A 16,742-nucleotide genomic window follows, 5' to 3' on the forward strand; every position below is an offset into this window, starting at 1 on the left:
CAGGTAAAGCCGGGTGCCGGGCCGCCGCCTAACGTCGGTCATGTGCCAAAGCTCTCCGTCATCGTGCCGTTCTACAACGTGCGGCAATACGCACCCGACACCCTGCGGAGTCTGCGCGCGAACGCGCGGGACGACTTCGAATTCATTCTCGTCGACGACTGCTCGTCGGACGGGACCGTGGACCTCCTCGCGCGGGCCGAGTCCGAGCTGCCGGGGGCGGTGCTGGTCCGACACGAGCGGAACGGCGGCCTGGCCACCGCCCGCAACACCGGCATCGAGCGGGCGCGCGGCGAGTACGTGACCTTCCTGGACGGTGACGACTGGCTGGCCCCCGGCTACTACGACCGGCTCGTCGCCGCGATCGAGGAGCTGGGCTGCGACTTCGTGCGCACCGACCACGTCCAGTGCACGGCGCGGGCCCGCGTCGTGCACCGGGTGCCGCACGGCCGCCGGGGCGTGACGCTGCGCCCGCGCGACGCGATCCTGCCCGCGCACCGGTCCACCTCCGTCGACTACGCCTACGCGTGGGCCGGCATCTACCACCGCCGGCTGGTCGAGCGCGGTCTGCTGCACTTCACCGACGGGCTGCGCACGGCCGAGGACCGGCCGTGGATCTGGAAGCTGCACCGGGAGGCGGAGTCCTTCGCGGTCACCGGGCTGCTCGGCGTCTTCTACCGGCGCGGGGTGGCGTCCTCGCTCACCCAGATCGGGGACGTCCGCCAGCTCGACTTCATCCGCGCCTTCGACGAGGTCGTCGCCGGGGCGGCCGAGGACGCCGACGCCGCGAGTCTGCTGCCGAAGGCCGTACGCACGTACTGCGCGATCATTTCCCACCATCTCGGTTCCATCGAAAGGTTCGAACCCGCCGTGGCCCGCAAACTGAAGGTGATGAGCGCCGCCGCGCTGCGGCGGATGCCGCAGGACGCGCTCGACGAGGTGCTCGGCTCGATGGACGCCGAGCGCGCCACGCGGCTGCGCCGGCTGCGCCGGCGTGCGGTGCCGGCCGCGGAGGTGGCCGCGTGACCACGCAGATCTTCCTGGCGTCCACGCTGTACGGCACGGCCACCCTCGCCGCCGCCCTCGACTCCGGCTGCTTCGACGCGGCCGACCGGCGGATACTGCTGGTCTCGAACAACGCGGTGACGCCCGAGACGACGCCTTCCGTGGACGAGATGCCCGGGTTCGAACAGCTGCGGACGCGGTTCGACGACGTGGTGTCGTGGAACGAGGCGATCTTCCCCTTCCACCCCGGCGGCTGGTCCCCGCGGGTGGAGGACGCGCCCATGTGGGAGCGGTATCTGCGGCTGGCCTGGGGAATCGGCGACGACGACGTGGCACTCGCCGTGGAGTCGATCCAGGTGCACCCCGCGCTCGGCGTGGCGGAGATCTTCACCGACGCGCCCCTGACCGTCTACGCCGACGGCCTGATGAGTTACGGCCCCACCCGCAACAAGCTCGACCCGCTGGTCGGCACACGGGTGGAACGGCTGCTCCACCTCGACCTGGTACCCGGCCTCGCGCCACTGCTGCTGACGGAGTTCGGCGTCGGGGCGGAGATCGTGCCGACCGAGGCGTTCGTCAAGGTGCTGGCCGAGCTGGCGGACACCGGCGCCGGCCTGCCGGACGTGGAGCGGCCCGCGGTGCTGCTCGGCCAGTACCTGTCGGCGCTGGGCATCCTCTCCGCCGAGGAGGAGGAGAGCCTGCACGTGACCATGCTGACCGGCGCCGTCGGCCTCGGGCACACCCGCGTGGTCTTCAAACCGCACCCCACGGCCCCGGCCCGCTTCACCCGCACCCTGGAACAGGAGGCGGAGAAGCTCGGCGTCGACCTCACCGTGGTGGACACGCCGGTCCTCGCCGAGGTGCTGTACCGGCGGATGCATCCGGCCCTGGTCGTGGGCTGCTTCTCCACGGCCCTGCTGACCGCCTCCGCGCTGTACGGGCTGCCGGTCGCCCGGGTCGGCACGGAGACGCTGCTGGACCGGCTGACGCCGTACGAGAACAGCAACCGCGTCCCGGTCACCATCGTTGACGCGCTGCTGCCCGAGCCGGCCGAGGCGGCCGCCGTCGCGGAGGGGCGGCAGGGCCTGGACACCGAGGCCCTCGCCGCGCTGGTGCGGGCCGTCGGATTCGCGATGCAGCCCAAGATCCTGCCCGAGCTGCGGCCGGCGGCCGAGGAGTACCTGCGGGACAACCTGAACGCCCGCACCCGGCGGTACTTCAAGAAGCGCCGGCTGACCTCGCTCGGCCTGCCCGGCGGCATCCCGGAGCGGCTGGCGTTCCTGCCGCACAATTCCACGGCACGCAAGGTGGTGCGGCGGGCGAAAGCCATTCGGCGCTCGATCAAGAAGTGAGGTGATCACCGGTGTCGCGGAGATGAACCCGGGATGCCGCGATCGCCGAACCGCGCTCCGCTCGTGTTCCCTCCATCCGCTGCTTGCCGCTTCTCGGCCACCTACCTGACGGGAATTGCCCTCGGAAAAAACACGTCTCTGTGCATCCGTGCGTCACAGCCCTTTTCGGACCGGGCTGGTCGTCCGTGTTCATCGCCGTCCTCGCCGAGAACCGCCACCACCGACGAACACGCGGGTGAACTGGAGTGCGACGTCCGAAGGGGTTTTCCCGTACGCGCGCGTCACCGAGCACGTCATGGCGTACGAGGCCGCACACCGGAAGCCGGCCGGACACCGGGAGTTTCCCGGATGTTCTCGCGCCTGTCCGCTCGGTTGTTCATCTTCCGAACAGGCGATGCCCAGCCTGTGCCGCACCCGCCCCCGAGGAGGGCCGCCCGCGGCGCACCTCCGCGGGCGTCCTGGGAAACCGACATCGACCGGGCAGCGGTCAAAGGAGTAGGACGAGCGTGACCGAGACGGCCGTGAGCACCCCGACAGCGCGGCCCGGTCCGGCCGCTTCCCCCGCGGCAGCGGCCGGACCGGCACCGGAACCGCGGAAGCCCGCGCCGGGCCGGCTGCGCGCCCTGGACGGACTGCGCCTGGTGGCCGCGCTGATGGTGGCGGCGTACCACTACGGCGGACGCGGCGGCACCGTCACCGACGCCTGGGGCACTTCCCCCGCGCTCCAGTTCCCGTCCCTGCACACCCTGTTCGCCTACGGCTGTCTCGGTGTCCAGGTCTTCTTCGTGATCAGCGGGTTCGTGATCTGCATGAGCGGCTGGGGGCGGTCGCTGACGTCGTTCTTCGCGTCCCGCGTGTCCCGGCTGATGCCCGCCTACTGGGTGGCGGTCGTCCTGGTGACCGCGGTGTTCGCGCTGCCGGCGGTCGCCTACGAGGCGGTGTCGCCGAGCGACGCCCTGGTCAACCTGACGTTGCTGCAGCAGCCGCTGGGCGCGGACCGGGTGCTGGGCGTGTGCTGGACGCTGTGGGTGGAGGTGCGCTTCTACGCGCTGTTCGCGCTGTGCGTCGTCCTGCCCGGCGCCGACCGCCGCCGGGTCCTGATGTTCTGCGGCGGCTGGCTCCTCGCCGCGGTGCTCGCGCAGGCCGCGGACGAGCCGCTCCTCGACCTGGTGCTCATGCCGGAGTACGCCCCCTTCTTCGTGGGCGGCATCGGCCTGTACCTCGTCCACCGCGACCGGCAGGACGCCCACGGGTGGGGCATCACGGCCGTGAGCTTCCTGGTCGGGCAGCACTACGCGGTCAACGAGCTGTGGAACGCCGCCGACCCGGAGGCCTTCGCCCACCGCACGACCACTGGCATCGTCCTCGTCGTCGCCTTCGGCTTCCTGGCGGTGGCGGCGATCGCACTGGGGTGGCTGAGCCGGGCGAACTGGCGCTGGCTGACGGTGGCCGGGGCCCTGACGTACCCCTTCTACCTGGTGCACGAGCATCTGGGCTGGGTGGTGATCCGCGCCCTGCACCGCGGTCTGCACGTGCCGTCGGCGGCGACCTTCGTACTGACGACGGCCGCGATGCTGCTGCTGGCCTGGCTGTTGCACCGGTTCGTCGAGAAGCCGCTGACCCCGCGGCTGCGGGCGGCGCTCTCCCGGACGCGCTGAGCGGCACGTCCGGGCCGCCCCGGCGTGCGGAGGAGCGGCCTCCACCGCGCGCCGGGGCGTGCCGGGCCGCCCGTGACGCCGTACGGGGTCAGCTCAGGGGCAGCGGGGCCGGACCCGCCGGGGCACGGCCCGTGACGCGGAAGTTGTCGGCGTGCTCCAGCGTGAAGTGCTCCCAGCCGCCGACGACGGTCGTCGGGCGGGTGCGCAGCAGGTTCGCGTCGGCTCCGGTGAAGTTGGCCTCGGTGGTGACGTACTTGTCGTTCGCCTCCGACCGCAGGGCGTACTTCTGGCCTCCCTGCGGCACCAGCGTGAACCGCTCCCACCCGTTGAGGGACTCGCTGCGGGCGCGCAGCACGCCCTCGTAGGCGCCGGTCTCGTTCAGCTCGGTGGTGACGAAGAGACCGTTGGCCGCGGACCGGAGGCCCACCGTGGCTCCGCCGTCCCGGGTGTGGAGCGTGAACTGCTCCCAGCCCGCCACCTCGTCGCTGCTTGCCCGCAGCATGTCCTCGTGGATGCCGGAGGCGTTCAGGGCGGCGGACACGTACTTGCCGTTCGCCTGCGCCTTCAGGGACCAGCGGGCGACCTGGGTGCCGATCCAGTCGGTGATGTCGTCCAGCCTGGTCCCGACGGCACCGCGGCGGGTCTCCTCGGACCCGAAGCAGCCGCCCTGCCAGGAACGGCTGCTGATCGCGACCAGCTCGTCGCCGCCGGCGCCGGAACGGACCGCCGGGCCGCCCGCGTCGCCCTTGCAGATCGCGGCACCGTCCTGCCCCTCCACGTCCAGTTCCGCGCCGCGGGTCCCGGTGACGGTGAACGTTCCGGCGTGCGACCGCAGGGGCGCCCATGCGTCCGCGGTGCGTCCGTAGCCGGCGACGGTCAGTTCCTCGCCGTCGACGGGCGCCTCGGCGCCGAGGGGCACCGGAGTGATGTTGTACGCCGGCGCGGACAGCCGCGCCAGCACCAGGTCCCGGTCCGCCCGGGGGACCAGCTCCACGATGTCCCGGACCACTCCGGCCGTCGTGGTCAGGTCGGTGCGTCCCACGGTGGCCTTGGCCGGACGGGCCGGCGGGCCCGCGGGGACCGCGGTCGGCTGCGCCGGGTCCTCGGCGAAGCAGCTCGCCGCCGTGACGATCCACCGGGCCTCGACGAGCGCGCCGGAACAGGCGCGGTCCGTGTCCCCTATCTCGATCCTCGCGACGTAGGACTTCTCCGCGTCGCCGACCGGCTCGCCCACGGTCGCCCGGGCCGGGCCGGCGACGAGCGTGCCCGCCATGACCAGCACACCGGCGAGCCAGACGCCGGGTCTCGCATTCTTCATCATGTTTTCCGCATCCCTGTCACGTTTCACGGCATACGCTGTTCGGCGGTTCTCCGCCTGGGTACTTCCACGACTCTGAACGCGTCATGTAATCCCCGGCTCCTTACATCCGCCTGTACCGGAGGTGTCCGCGAGGTGCGCGGCACCGGCTCCGGAGGGTGCCTGCCCGGGTACGTTGGGCAATAAGTGTGATGTTCCGCTCATGAGATTGTGCGAGCCGTTCACGCGGCAGACGGTGAGGAGGCATCCTCGCCTCATGGCCACTGCGCAAGAGACGCACAAGCACCCCGGTGAGCTGAACGACGTCCCCGGCTGGTTCTGGCCGCTCGACCAGGTGCTGTTCTCCTGGTTCCTGGAGCGGCAGGAGCAGCAGGGCACCCGCGGCGACCTGCTCGAACTGGGCGCCTACCTGGGCAAGAGCGCGATCCTGCTGGGGCACCACCTGCGGGACGGCGAGAGGCTCACGGTCTGCGACCTGTTCGGGACCGAGCCGCCGGACGCGGCCAACCGGGCGGAGGCGGCGAAGTCGTACTCCTCGCTCACCCGGCAGGCCTTCGAGCAGAACTACCTCTCCTTCCACGACACCCTGCCGACGATCGTCCAGGCGCCCAGTTCCGCGATCGCCGACGAGGTCGCGCCCGGCACCTGCCGCTTCGCCCACATCGACGCCTCGCACCTGTACGAGCACGTCCACGGGGACATCGGCGCGGCCCGGGACCTGCTGCTGCCCGACGGCATCGTCGTCCTCGACGACTTCCGCAGCGAGCACACCCCGGGGGTCGCCGCCGCCGCCTGGGAGGCCGTGTTCAACCGGGGACTGCGTCCCGTCTGCCTGAGCAGCCAGAAGCTGTACGGCACCTGGGGCGACCCGGAGCCGGTGCGGGAGGAGCTGCTCGCCGCGCTGCGCGGGCGCGACGACTGCGCCGTGACCGTGGAGCAGGCCGCCGGGCACCGGCTGATCCGGGCCCGCGCCAAGGGCAAGCGGATGCATCTGCCCTCGCTGCCGTCCTCGCGGCACCCGGCGCCCGCGGCGACGCCGAGTCCGCCGGCGCCCGCCTCGCAGGCGTCCGGCTCGCCGGCGCCCGCCTCCTCGGCGCAGCGGGCGGATGCCGCGCCGGTCCCGGAGCGGACCGAGCAGGCCGGTCCGGCGGACCGCGCGGCACGGGCGACGCGGCCGCCGACCCCGCGCGACCGCACCCGCCGTCTCGCGCTGGACCTGCTGCCGCCGGCCGTCACCCGTGCCGTGCGCCGGTACCGGGCGGCGCAGCGGGCGAAGGCACCGGGTACGGGTCAGCCGAGGCGGTAGGCGGCCCCGATCCCTTCGACCACCAGGGCCAGGCCCTCCTCGAAGTTCCGCTCGTAGTCCGTGAAGATCTCCGCGCCCGCCTGAGCCGCCAAGGGGTACTCGGCCATCAGGCGGGCGCGTGCGTCCAGGTCGTAGCCCTCCCGGCGCTCTCCGGGCAGCGGGTGCACGCCCTGTTCCTCGGTGACGAAACCGATGGTGAACACGTACGCCGTCATGGTCGCCCGCACCGCCTGGGCGAGGGTGAGCCCGGCGGCGGTGAACAGGCGCAGGTTCTCCTCCATCTGCTCGGCGTGCACCACGCCAGTGAAGCGTGAGCCGCTGAACACCTTCGCGCCGTCGCGGTAGCCGAGCAGCGCCGCACGCAGGCCCCGGTTGACCTTGAACAGCCGCTCCCGCCAGGTGTCGGCCGCGTCGAGAGGGGTCCCGGCGGCCATCCGCCGGTACATCTCGGTGGCCATCTCGTCGAGCAGCGCCTGCTTGTCCTTGAAGTGCCAGTACAGGGCGGGCGCCTTGACGTCCAGCTCCCTGGCGATGGCGCGCAGGGTGAGGCCGTCCAGACCGACCTCGTTCAGCAGTTCCAGCGCCGTGTCCGCGACCCGTCGGCGGTCGAGGGGGGCTCGTCGTTCCGTTCCCACGCTTGACAGCTTAACGGTGTTAAGTCCATCCTCGCACCCAAGAGGCACTTAACACCGTTAAGGAGAGTGGTCATGGAGACGGACACGGACGTCCTGGTCGTCGGTGCGGGCCCCACCGGTCTCGCCCTCGGTGTCGATCTGGCCCGGCGCGGGGTGGACGCCCTGGTCGTGGAGCGTGCGGAGAAGCTGTTTCCCGGCTCCCGCGGCAAGGGCATGCAGCCCCGCACGATGGAGGTCTTCGACGACCTCGGCGTCCTGGACGCCATCCGCGCGGCGGGCGGGACCTACCCGGTCGGCATGATCTGGCGGAACGGGGAGCGGGTCGGCGAGCACCGGATGTCCGACCCGGCCGAGGCGAGCGAGGACTCGCCGTACAACGAGCCGTGGATGGTGCCCCAGTGGCGCACCCAGGAGATCCTCAGGGCCCGGCTGGAGGAGCTGGGCGGCGGGGTCTCCTTCGGCCGTGAGGTCACGGGGATCGAGCAGGACGCGCACACCGTCACCGCGCACCTCGCCTCCGGCGGCACCGTACGCGCCCGCTATCTGGTCGCCGCCGACGGCGGCCGGTCCGCGGTGCGCCGGGCCCTGGGCATCGGCATGACCGGCGAGACCGTGGACCCGAGCCCGACACTGGTGGCGGACGTCCGGATCAGCGGGCTGGACCGCGACCACTGGCACATCTTCCCGCCCGCCGGTGAAAGCGCTTCCCTCCTCGCCGTCTGCCCGCTGGCCGGCACCGACGACTTCCAGGTGGTCGCGCGGTTCCCGGAGGGAGCGGCCGTGGACCTCACCGCGGACGGCATCCGCAAGGTCGTCGCGGAGCGCTCGCACCTCGCCCCCGAGGACGTGACCGAGGTGCGCTGGGCCTCCGACTTCCGGCCGCGCGCCGCCCTGGCCGACCGGTTCGCCGCGGGCCGGGTCTTCCTCGCCGGGGACGCGGCGCACGTGCACTCACCGGCGGGCGGACAGGGTCTGAACACCAGCGTCCAGGACGCCTACAACCTGGGCTGGAAGCTGGGAGCGGTGCTGGCGGGCGGAGCTCCGGCCGCGCTCCTGGACACCTACGAGGAGGAGCGGCGCCCGGTCGCCGCGCAGGTGCTCGACCTGTCGACCGGCATCCACCGCGGGGAGGTGCGGCGCGGCGGGGCGACGCGGCAGCTGGGGCTGGGCTACCGGGACTCGTCCCTGACGAGTGAGACCCGGGCGGTGGTCGCGGAGGGCGCGCTCCGGGCCGGTGACCGGGCGCCGGACGGCACGGTGGGCGGGGTACGGCTCTTCGACGCCTTCCGGGGGCCGCACTGGACACTGCTGGCGCTGGGCGTCGACGTGCCCGACGGGACGGTGGGGGCGGCGGTGCGGGTGGTGTGCGGGACGGCGCACGGGGCGTACGGGGCGGGGGTGTTCCTGGTGCGGCCGGACGGGTACGTGGGGTGGGCGGGCGACACGCCCGCCGGTCTCGGCGACCACCTGCTGCGCTTCGGCCGCCCCTGACCGGCTGCTCCGTCAGCCGTCGCCGTCGCAGTCGCCGTCGCCGTCGTCCGCCCGGGCGTAGCACTCGGCCCGGGGACCGGGGTCGTCGGACCCGGTGGACGACGGCGACCGCGACAGCCAGGCGGAAGACGTCGGCGCGTGACAGTTCTCGGTGACATGGGCGTCGCGGAAGCCCTCGTCGACGACGGACAGGTCAGGAACCGCGGCTCAGAACGCGTCCGAGGGCACGTACGTCCCCCAGACCTCCCGCAACGCGTTGCACACCTCGCCCACGGTCGCCCGCGCCCGCAGCGCGTCCTTCATCGGGTACAGGACGTTGTCCTCACCCTCGGCCGCCTTCTTCAGGGCCGCGAGCGCGGTGTCCACCGCCTGCTGGTCGCGCTCGGCGCGGAGCTTGGCGAGGCGTTCGGCCTGCTGGGCCTCGATGGCCGGGTCGACGCGGAGGGGCTCGTACGGCTCCTCCTCGTCGAGCTGGAAGCGGTTGACGCCGACCACGACCCGCTCGCCGGAGTCGGTCTCCTGGGCGATGCGGTAGGCGGAGCGCTCGATCTCGCTCTTCTGGAAGCCGTGCTCGATCGCCGCGACCGCGCCGCCGAGGTCCTCGACCTTCCGCATCAGCTCCAGCGTCGCCGCCTCCACGTCGTCGGTCATCTTCTCGACGACGTAGGAGCCGGCGAACGGGTCGACGGTCGCCGTCACGTCCGTCTCGTAGGCGAGGACCTGCTGCGTGCGCAGGGCCAGCCGCGCCGACTTGTCCGTCGGCAGCGCGATCGCCTCGTCGAAGGAGTTGGTGTGCAGGGACTGCGTGCCGCCCAGCACCGCGCCGAGGCCCTGCACCGCGACGCGGACCAGGTTGACCTCCGGCTGCTGCGCGGTCAGCTGCACCCCGGCAGTCTGGGTGTGGAAGCGCAGCATCAGCGACTTGGGGTTCTCCGCGCCGAACTCCTCGCGCATCACCCGCGCCCAGATCCGGCGGGCCGCGCGGAACTTGGCGACCTCCTCCAGGATCGTCGTACGCGCCACGAAGAAGAAGGACAGCCGGGGCGCGAAGTCGTCGACGTCCATGCCGGCCGCGACCGCCGTGCGCACGTACTCGATGCCGTCCGCGAGGGTGAACGCGATCTCCTGCGCGGGTGACGCGCCCGCCTCGGCCATGTGGTAACCCGAGATCGAGATGGTGTTCCACTTCGGGATCTCGGCCTTGCAGTACTTGAAGATGTCCGCGATCAGCCGCAGCGACGGCTTGGGCGGGAAGATGTACGTCCCGCGCGCGATGTACTCCTTCAGCACGTCGTTCTGGATCGTGCCGGTCAGCCGGTCGGCGGCCACCCCCTGCTCCTCGGCGACCAGTTGGTAGAGCAGCAGCAGCAGCGAGGCGGGGGCGTTGATCGTCATCGACGTCGACACCTTGTCCAGCGGGATCCCGCCGAACAGCACGCGCATGTCGTCGATCGAGTCGATCGCCACGCCGACCTTGCCGACCTCGCCGCTCGCGATCGGGGCGTCCGAGTCGTGCCCCATCTGCGTGGGCAGGTCGAAGGCGACCGACAGCCCCATCGTGCCGTTGGCGATCAGCTGCTTGTACCGGGCGTTCGACTCCGTCGCCGTACCGAAGCCCGCGTACTGACGCATCGTCCACGGCCGGCCCGTGTACATCGACGGGTACACGCCCCGGGTGAAGGGGTACTTCCCCGGCTCGCCCAGCTTCTCCGCCGGGTCCCAGCCCTCCTGGGCCTCGGGCCCGTAGACCGGTTCGATGGGCAGTCCGGACTCTGACTCGCGCGCCATGGTGTGATGCCTCCCGCTGAGCACATGTTCGAACGGCTCGAACTACCCGTCAATTGCTCGCCACTGCAGACCGATCGTCCGACGGACTGTATCCGCGCGCGTGCGCCCGGTGGAGAGGCGCACGCTGGGACCTTGCTCACAACCTCGTTGCGGTCCCGGTCACAACGATGCCGCGCCGTTCGCGAAGCGTCATCCGCGGGGAACATCTCGGGGGACGTCCGTGCAGGATGGTGAGACGGCGGGGGGCCGTGATGCGTATGACGCGGGTGGGAAACAGGGGAAGGGCGGCTGCCGTCGCCCTCGCGGCCGTACTGGCGGCGGGCGGCTGCACCGTGCAGGGCACGGTCACCGACGGCAAGGGGCGCGCGCCGGTGCGCATCGACGTCACCGGCGCGCCGCCGAAGCACACACCGGCCGGCGACGGGCCGGCGAGCGCCCCGCCCGCCCGCAGCGAGCCGCCGGTGCTGTGGAGGCTGGGCGACACCGGCCGGGACGTCCGCGAACTCCAGGCCCGGCTCCGTCAGGTGGAGTGGCTCGTCGACGGCCCGACCGGGACGTACGACGACCTGACCGAGCGCGCGGTGAGCGGTTTCCAGGGCAAGCGCGGGCTGCCCGTGACGGGCCGCACCGACACGGTCACCTGGCAGCGGCTGCTGGGGATGTCGCGAGAGCCGGGCACGTGGGAGCTGTACCTGATGGGCGGGCAGCCGGCCGCCGCACCCGACCCGCGCTGCCTGACCGGCCGGGTGCTGTGCGTCAGCAAGTCGAGCCGGACGCTGCGCTGGATGGTCGACGGACGGACCGTGTCGACGATGCCGGTGCGGTTCGGCTCGCAGTACACGCCGACCCGGGAGGGCGTGTTCCACGTCTACTGGAAGTCCCGCCACCACGTCTCGACGCTCTACGACTCGGCCATGCCGTACGCGATGTTCTTCAGCGGCGGCCAGGCCGTGCACTATTCGTACGACTTCGCCGCCCGCGGCTACGCGGGCGCCTCGCACGGCTGCGTCAACGTACGGGACGAGGCGGCGATCGCGGATCTGTACGCCCAGGTGCGCAACGGCGACAAGGTCGTCGTGTACCGGTGAGGTGGCGAGGCGCACGAGGAAGGGGGGCGCGGGCGGGACCGGGGGAACGTGTCCCGCCCGCGCCGAGGTGCACGAGCCGTAGGTACGGGGGGAACCCCGGCTCGGTGCAACAGCCGATGACCAGTCGGCTCACTCATTACTGCGCCACGGTGCCCGAAAGTGTCACACCCGCGGCGGGGAAAACCTCCGGAGTCCGAGAAAGCGCAGGTCGGAGGGCATCTCCGAAAGCGGACGAGGTGTGCGCCGGGTAGGCCGGCCGCTGCTGCGCCAGAGGGGGGAGGGCCCAGGGGGCGCGCGGACCGTGGTGGTGCCCGGGGGGCGGGGTTATGTGAGGACCGTCGTCGTCATCGTCCTTGCCGCCCTTGTCACCGCCGCCCTTCTTTCCGCCTTCGCCTCCCTTGCCGCCGTTGCCGCCGTTGCCGCCTTTACCGCTGTTGCCGCTGTTGCCTTCTTTGTCCGGCTTGTCGCCCTTGCCGCCCCTGCCGCCGGAGCCACCCGAGCCCTTCTCGCTCTCCCCGGACTCGTCGGGCTCCCTGCCGTCCTTGCCCCTGCCGCGGCCCGGGGCGGAGCCGGCAGACCCGGCGAGGAGGTCGCCGCAGTACTTCCCGACCCGGGACGAACCCCCGGCCGCGTCCTTCAGCGCACGCCCGCGGGCGCCCTCCGGCTCCCTGCCGGCACGTACGTCACGGCAGGCCGCCGCGAGGTCCGGCCACCCCCGGCCGGAGCCGTTCTCCGCCCGGTCGTGGGAGGTGTCGCCGGAACCCGCTCCGGGGTCGGAGCCGCGGTCCTCGGCCGTGCCGCCGTCCGCTCCGCTCTTCGCGCCGCCCCGGTCCGGCGCGCCGGGCGCGGGGCCGCCGGGCGCCGGTCCGCCCTCCACGCCCTCGAGCGGTGAGGGCGAGGTGCGCGAGTGGTCGGGGGACGCGGCGGCCGAGACGGTGGCGGCGGGTTCCGGTTCGGCGCCGTCGAACGGCGCCGGCAGGACTCCGGTTCCGGCGGCGACCGCCACCCCGCCGACCATGCCGGCGGTCAGCGCGGCGGCCAGCCCGAAGCGCAGCGGACGGCTCCAGCGGGGCTGCCGGGTGCCGTCGCCGCGCGGGCCGATGCGGATCAGCCCGGCGTCGGAGGGCTGTGCGCCGGCGCCGCTCCCGGCGGCGGCCGGCGTCCCCGTCGGCGCGGCCTTCCGCTCGGCCCGCGCCGCGCGGAAGGCGGCCAGCGCGGCGGCCTCGCCGGGGAGTTCCCCGCCGCTCGGCACCGGTGGCGCGGAGAGTGCGCCCAGCGCCCGGGCGAGCCGTTCGGCCCGGTCGCGGTCCGCGGGGTCGACAGCCTCGAGTGACTCTCCGCGCAGCAAGATCTCCGCCGTTTCGCGGTCCAGCCACCTGTCCTGCTCGTCGGCCATCACATGTCCTTCTGCGTCCGCGCACGCGTATGCGTCACAGTCGCGGACGTCACCGCACGGTGGTGCGGTTCTCGCTGAGGCGGCAGGGCGTCGAGCCCGCCACCCGATTCCGGATCGCCGCCGAGCAGCTCGGCCAGGCGCTTCAGGCCGCGGTGCGCCGCCGTGCGGACGGCGCCGGGCCGCTTGCCCAGTGTCTCGGCGGCGCTCTTGGCGTCGAGGCCCACCACCACGCGCAGGACGACGGCCTCGGCCTGGTCCTGGGGCAGCCGGGCGATGAGGGAGAGAGTACTGCCGGTGGCCAGGGCCTCCATGGCCTCGTCCGCGGTGTCGGACTCGGCGGGCCTGCCGGTCAGCTCCGTCTCGTCACCGCCCGTCGCCGGCCGGCGACCGCGCATGCGGATGTGGTCGAGCGCGCGGTTGCGGGCGATACGGGCGGCCCAGCCCCGGAACCGGTCGGCGTCGCCGTCGAACCGTTCCAGGTCACGGGCGATCTGCAGCCAGGCCTCGGACGCCACGTCCTCGGCGTCCGGATCGCCGACCAGTGTCCGCACGTATCCCAGCAGCCGCGGATGCACTGCGCGGTACACAGCCCGGAACGCGGTCTCGTCCCCGTCCTGTGCCGCACGCACCGCGGCGGTCAGCTCCGCGTCGTCCCCCAGCACCGAGCCTCTCTTTGCGCCTCAGCCGGCGCCGCTCTCGCGGACCGGGTACTCGCCGTCGTGGTCCCTCACTTGATGGTCGCGGTGGTCCACTGCGGGTGTGGAGCGGGAGTGAGGCTCCCACTGATCGGCGCGAATGGCACGTTACGTCTTGAAACCGCCACTCGTCCATGTCCTCATCCCATTGCCGTACAAGATGCAACTAAGCCGTGACGCGGTGGGGTGTGACAGAAAACGCAGCCGCGGCGCTGTAGGGAGTACGGGCCGCCGCGCGGCCCGTGCCGCGCGACGGCCGGGGCCTCTCCTGTGGGGGGTGGCGGCCCCGGCCGTTGCCTCGGCCGCCTCGATCGTCGTCGGTGAGGTTACTGGCCCTTGCCGGGGGTCCGGTCCGCCGACCCCGTGCCGCCTCCGCCGCCGTTCCCGTCGGCAGCGTCACCGGCGTTGCCGTTCGACCGGCCCGGCTGGGCCGGCCCGGCCGCGCCGCTCGGCCTGTTCGTGCCGCCCGGGGCTCCGGGGGTGCCAGGAGTTCCGGGGGTTCCGGGAGTGCCAGAGGCTCCTGGGGTGCTCGGGGTTTCCGGGGTGCTCGGGGTCCCCGAGGTGCTCTGCCGGTCCCCTTCGGCGCGCTGCTCCGCGCAGTAGGAGGCCACGTTCCCCGGATCGCCCGCCGCCGCGACGAGCCCCTGCCAGGCCGTGGCGTCCAGCGCCTTGCCGCGGCCCTCCAGCCGCTCGTACGCGCGGCAGCGGGCCTCCGTGTCCCCGGCGGCGGCCGGGCGGTCCGGCCCCGCCGAGGTGGCGCCGGGAGCCGTGCGGCCGGGGCGCGGGGTGTTCACGGGCCGGACCTCGGTGCCGCCCGTTGCGGCAGGCGGACGGGAGCGGTCCGGCCCGGCGGCGTCCGTGGCCGAGCCGCCTCCGCCGCCGATCGCCGCGTAGGCGACGCCGCCCAAGGTGATGCTCGCGAGCAGTACCGAGAGCGCGGTCTTCAGCGTGCGCCCCGCGCCTGTGCGCGCACGCGGGCGCCAGTCGTCCCGCCGGCGACTGCGCGCCGCCCGGCCCGGCGCCGCGTCCAGGGCGTCCCGGAACGCGGCCACGGCCCGTCGCTCGCCCTCGGCGTCGACGCGCTCGTCCCGCAGGGCGGCGGCGAGCAGCCGCTCCATCCCGGGGGTGTCGTGGCGGGCGGGACGGGGTCCGGCGTGGCCACCGCCTTCGCCGTGCTGTGCGCCCATGTCCGCCTCCGTTCCCGCTCGGTCGGCCGGGACGCCGCCGTCGGTGCCCGTCATGTCGACTCCCCCAGCGTCCTGGGCGCGTCATCCGTCACACGGTCGACACCCATCTGCCGTGCCAGCCGCTTCAGTCCCCGGTACGTCGCCGTGCGCACCGCGCCCGGCCGCTTGCCGAGGACGCGCGCGGCGGACGGCCCGTCGAGGCCGACGACGACCCGCAGCAGCACGGCCTCGGCCTGGTCGCGGGGCAGTCCCGAGACCAGGGCCAGGGCGGCCTCCGTGGACAGCGTCTCCAGGGCCTGGTCGTGCGTGGAGTGCGGGCCGGGCAGGTCCAGGACGTCCTGTTCCAGTGCCGTCGCCCGGGGCCGTACCTTCTGGCGGCGCAGGTGGTCCAGGGCCCGGTGCCGGGCGATCGTCGCCGTCCAGCCCCGGAAGCCGGCCCCGTCGCCCCTGAAGCGCCGCAGGTCGCGGGCTATCTCCAGCCACGCGTCCGACGCGACGTCCTCGGCGTCGTCCCCGACGAGTCCGCGCAGGTAGCCCAGCAGGCCGGGCTGCACGAACCGGTAGGCGGCCGCGAAGGCGGCCTCGTCACCTTCCTGGGCCCGCGCGACGGCCGCACCCAGTTCCCCGTCGTACACCTGTACGCGACGGGGTTCACCTCGCTGGCCCAAGAACCGTCCTCGTCCGTACCGAGTTCTCCGCGCGCTCGGGTGAGCCCGCCCCCACGGTCATCAGCGTCGGCGCGCACGGAAGTGTCACAGGGAACGGACGTGTCACGGCGCGCGGTGCGGACGGAGGGCCCTCGCGTGACGGCGGGCGGGACGCGCAGAGCCCGCCCGGCACACGAGGACCTCGCCGCCGCGGGTGCCCGGGCCGAGCAGTGTGCCGCGTGGCCACCCGCGGCCGGGGCCGTCCGTGCGCACTCCGCCGGTCAGGAAGCCGGCGGTCCGCGGGCCGGCCGGGGAGCAGTCCCGCGGCAGCCTGTCGCCGGCCGTGGCGCGGCGGACGAACGCCGCCGCGTGAGCCCGCGTCGCGCGGGCGCGCGGTACGCGGTCGCCCGCCTCGTCCCGCTGCTCCGTCCGGACCACCCGCCCCTTCACGCCGGTGACGGGAGTCCGCGCCCGCGGCCCGGCTCCCCCGCCGATCCAGCGGACGGGGCGCCCCGGGTGTCACAGGTCCGCGTCCGGTGCGCCGTTCCGGCGCGCTCCATGACAGATGAATCGTTTCCGCACGGTTCTCGGCCGGGCCGTCACCGGATCACCCCCGCGTCCCGGCACAGCAGCCGGAGCGACCCGTCGCCGGCGAAGCAGCGGCGGGCCTCGTCGATCGGGTCCCACAGCCGGCCGTCGGGCGTGCGGACCCAGTGGTCGCCGCCGGTCGCCCACCATTCGCCGCCGACCTGCCGCACGATCACCTCGCCCGCGTAGGCGCCGAGTCCGCGCAGCACCGCCTCCACGGCGGCGTACGGCGCTCCCTCGCGCCGGATGCCGTCGATCACGCGGTCGACGCGCCACAGGCTCTGCGCCGAGTAGTCCAGGCGTATCCGGGCGCCCTCGCGCATCGTGGACACGGCGTCCGCCGCCCACCGCACCGGCTTCGCGGCGGCCGCCGGCCGGGGTTCCTGCTGGGTCGTCAATCCGCTGGTCACAGTCGTCACATGTGCTGGAGCGTTGCCGGGCCGACTTTCGTCACACGGTTGCGCGGGCCGTTCCGCAACCGGCGCAGGACCACCCCACCTCCACCACGACCGCCGCACGTCCGCCGCGCGTCCCCCGCACGATCGACACAGACGGGGACGGTGGCGGACCCGCGGCCGTCCGGTGGCCGGT

Annotated in this window: 14 protein-coding genes; 6 read left to right on the forward strand and 8 right to left on the reverse strand. The window is 73.5% G+C overall.

The genetic code is table 11. The features are described from left to right. Positions 1-42 precede the first annotated feature (42 nt). The 3 genes from ACP4IX_RS12690 (at position 43) to ACP4IX_RS12700 (ending at position 4,012) form a co-directional block, all read left to right on the forward strand. The gene (locus ACP4IX_RS12690) at positions 43-1,023 is read left to right on the forward strand and encodes a glycosyltransferase family 2 protein (RefSeq protein WP_426525679.1); all 981 of its coding nucleotides are present in this window, start codon (positions 43-45) and stop codon (positions 1,021-1,023) included. Further along, positions 1,020-2,354 carry a polysialyltransferase family glycosyltransferase gene (locus tag ACP4IX_RS12695; protein ID WP_426525681.1) on the forward strand — a complete coding sequence of 445 codons (1,335 nt, stop codon included), beginning with the start codon at positions 1,020-1,022 and terminating at the stop codon, positions 2,352-2,354. The genes ACP4IX_RS12690 and ACP4IX_RS12695 overlap by 4 nt, the downstream gene beginning before the upstream one ends. Positions 2,355-2,860: 506 nt before the next feature. Then, positions 2,861-4,012, forward strand: a complete 1,152-nt coding sequence (locus ACP4IX_RS12700) for an acyltransferase family protein (RefSeq protein WP_426525683.1) — start codon at positions 2,861-2,863, stop codon at positions 4,010-4,012. An 88-nt stretch (positions 4,013-4,100) separates the two neighbouring features. Here the strand turns inward: ACP4IX_RS12700 and ACP4IX_RS12705 are convergent, their stop codons facing one another. Then, the gene (locus ACP4IX_RS12705; protein WP_426555530.1) at positions 4,101-5,333 is read right to left on the reverse strand and encodes a trypsin-like serine protease; all 1,233 of its coding nucleotides are present in this window, start codon (positions 5,331-5,333) and stop codon (positions 4,101-4,103) included. A 253-nt stretch (positions 5,334-5,586) separates the two neighbouring features. On the opposite strand from ACP4IX_RS12705, the gene ACP4IX_RS12710 reads away from it, so the two are divergent. Further along, positions 5,587-6,636: a class I SAM-dependent methyltransferase gene (locus ACP4IX_RS12710; protein WP_426555531.1), complete on the forward strand. Its 1,050-nt coding sequence runs from the start codon at positions 5,587-5,589 to the stop codon at positions 6,634-6,636. Here ACP4IX_RS12710 and ACP4IX_RS12715 read toward each other — a convergent pair. Further along, a complete protein-coding gene (locus ACP4IX_RS12715) occupies positions 6,621-7,271 on the reverse strand; it encodes a TetR/AcrR family transcriptional regulator C-terminal domain-containing protein (RefSeq protein ID WP_426525689.1) in 651 nt (216 codons plus the stop codon). The two genes, ACP4IX_RS12710 and ACP4IX_RS12715, sit on opposite strands and share 16 nt — an antisense overlap. Positions 7,272-7,343: 72 nt before the next feature. Between ACP4IX_RS12715 and ACP4IX_RS12720 the strand changes: the two genes are divergently transcribed. After that, positions 7,344-8,762 (forward strand): FAD-dependent oxidoreductase, encoded by a 1,419-nt coding sequence (locus ACP4IX_RS12720; RefSeq protein ID WP_426555532.1) that lies wholly within the window; start codon positions 7,344-7,346, stop codon positions 8,760-8,762. A gap of 207 nt (positions 8,763-8,969) precedes the next feature. On the opposite strand, the gene ACP4IX_RS12725 is transcribed toward ACP4IX_RS12720, so the two are convergent. Beyond that, positions 8,970-10,550, reverse strand: a complete 1,581-nt coding sequence (locus tag ACP4IX_RS12725; protein ID WP_426525693.1) for an acyl-CoA mutase large subunit family protein — start codon at positions 10,548-10,550, stop codon at positions 8,970-8,972. Positions 10,551-10,801: 251 nt separating this feature from the next. Here ACP4IX_RS12725 and ACP4IX_RS12730 point away from each other — a divergent pair, with 251 nt between their 5' ends. Further along, positions 10,802-11,638, forward strand: coding sequence for a L,D-transpeptidase family protein (locus ACP4IX_RS12730; protein ID WP_426555533.1), 837 nt, complete (start codon positions 10,802-10,804; stop codon positions 11,636-11,638). 136 nt (positions 11,639-11,774) lie between these two features. Here the strand turns inward: ACP4IX_RS12730 and ACP4IX_RS12735 are convergent, their stop codons facing one another. The 5 genes from ACP4IX_RS12735 to ACP4IX_RS12755 form a co-directional block, all read right to left on the reverse strand. After that, a complete protein-coding gene (locus tag ACP4IX_RS12735; RefSeq protein ID WP_426555534.1) occupies positions 11,775-13,034 on the reverse strand; it encodes a hypothetical protein in 1,260 nt (419 codons plus the stop codon). Continuing rightward, entirely contained in the window at positions 13,034-13,696 is a 663-nt protein-coding gene (locus ACP4IX_RS12740; RefSeq protein ID WP_426555535.1) for an RNA polymerase sigma factor, read from the reverse strand. The genes ACP4IX_RS12735 and ACP4IX_RS12740 overlap by 1 nt, the downstream gene beginning before the upstream one ends. Before the next feature lie 359 nt (positions 13,697-14,055). Next, positions 14,056-14,970: a hypothetical protein gene (locus ACP4IX_RS12745; RefSeq protein ID WP_426555536.1), complete on the reverse strand. Its 915-nt coding sequence runs from the start codon at positions 14,968-14,970 to the stop codon at positions 14,056-14,058. Continuing rightward, a complete protein-coding gene (locus tag ACP4IX_RS12750) occupies positions 14,967-15,584 on the reverse strand; it encodes an RNA polymerase sigma factor (RefSeq protein ID WP_426555537.1) in 618 nt (205 codons plus the stop codon). Before ACP4IX_RS12750 ends, ACP4IX_RS12745 begins: the two co-directional genes overlap by 4 nt. A gap of 578 nt (positions 15,585-16,162) precedes the next feature. Next, positions 16,163-16,549: a hypothetical protein gene (locus ACP4IX_RS12755; protein ID WP_426555587.1), complete on the reverse strand. Its 387-nt coding sequence runs from the start codon at positions 16,547-16,549 to the stop codon at positions 16,163-16,165. Positions 16,550-16,742 lie beyond the last annotated feature (193 nt).

This window comes from Streptomyces sp. WG5 (assembly GCF_049974565.1).
Taxonomy (GTDB): Bacteria; Actinomycetota; Actinomycetes; order Streptomycetales; family Streptomycetaceae; genus Streptomyces.

Excerpts from the sequence above, each read along its gene's own strand:
- ACP4IX_RS12705 (WP_426555530.1), bottom strand. The coding sequence starts at position 5,333 with ATGATGAAGAATGCGAGACCCGGCGTCTGGCTCGCCGGTGTGCTGGTC.
- ACP4IX_RS12710 (WP_426555531.1), top strand. The coding sequence starts at position 5,587 with ATGGCCACTGCGCAAGAGACGCACAAGCACCCCGGTGAGCTGAACGAC.
- ACP4IX_RS12720 (WP_426555532.1), top strand. The coding sequence starts at position 7,344 with ATGGAGACGGACACGGACGTCCTGGTCGTCGGTGCGGGCCCCACCGGT.
- ACP4IX_RS12725 (WP_426525693.1), bottom strand. The coding sequence starts at position 10,550 with ATGGCGCGCGAGTCAGAGTCCGGACTGCCCATCGAACCGGTCTACGGG.
- ACP4IX_RS12730 (WP_426555533.1), top strand. The coding sequence starts at position 10,802 with ATGCGTATGACGCGGGTGGGAAACAGGGGAAGGGCGGCTGCCGTCGCC.
- ACP4IX_RS12735 (WP_426555534.1), bottom strand. The coding sequence starts at position 13,034 with ATGGCCGACGAGCAGGACAGGTGGCTGGACCGCGAAACGGCGGAGATC.
- ACP4IX_RS12745 (WP_426555536.1), bottom strand. The coding sequence starts at position 14,970 with ATGACGGGCACCGACGGCGGCGTCCCGGCCGACCGAGCGGGAACGGAG.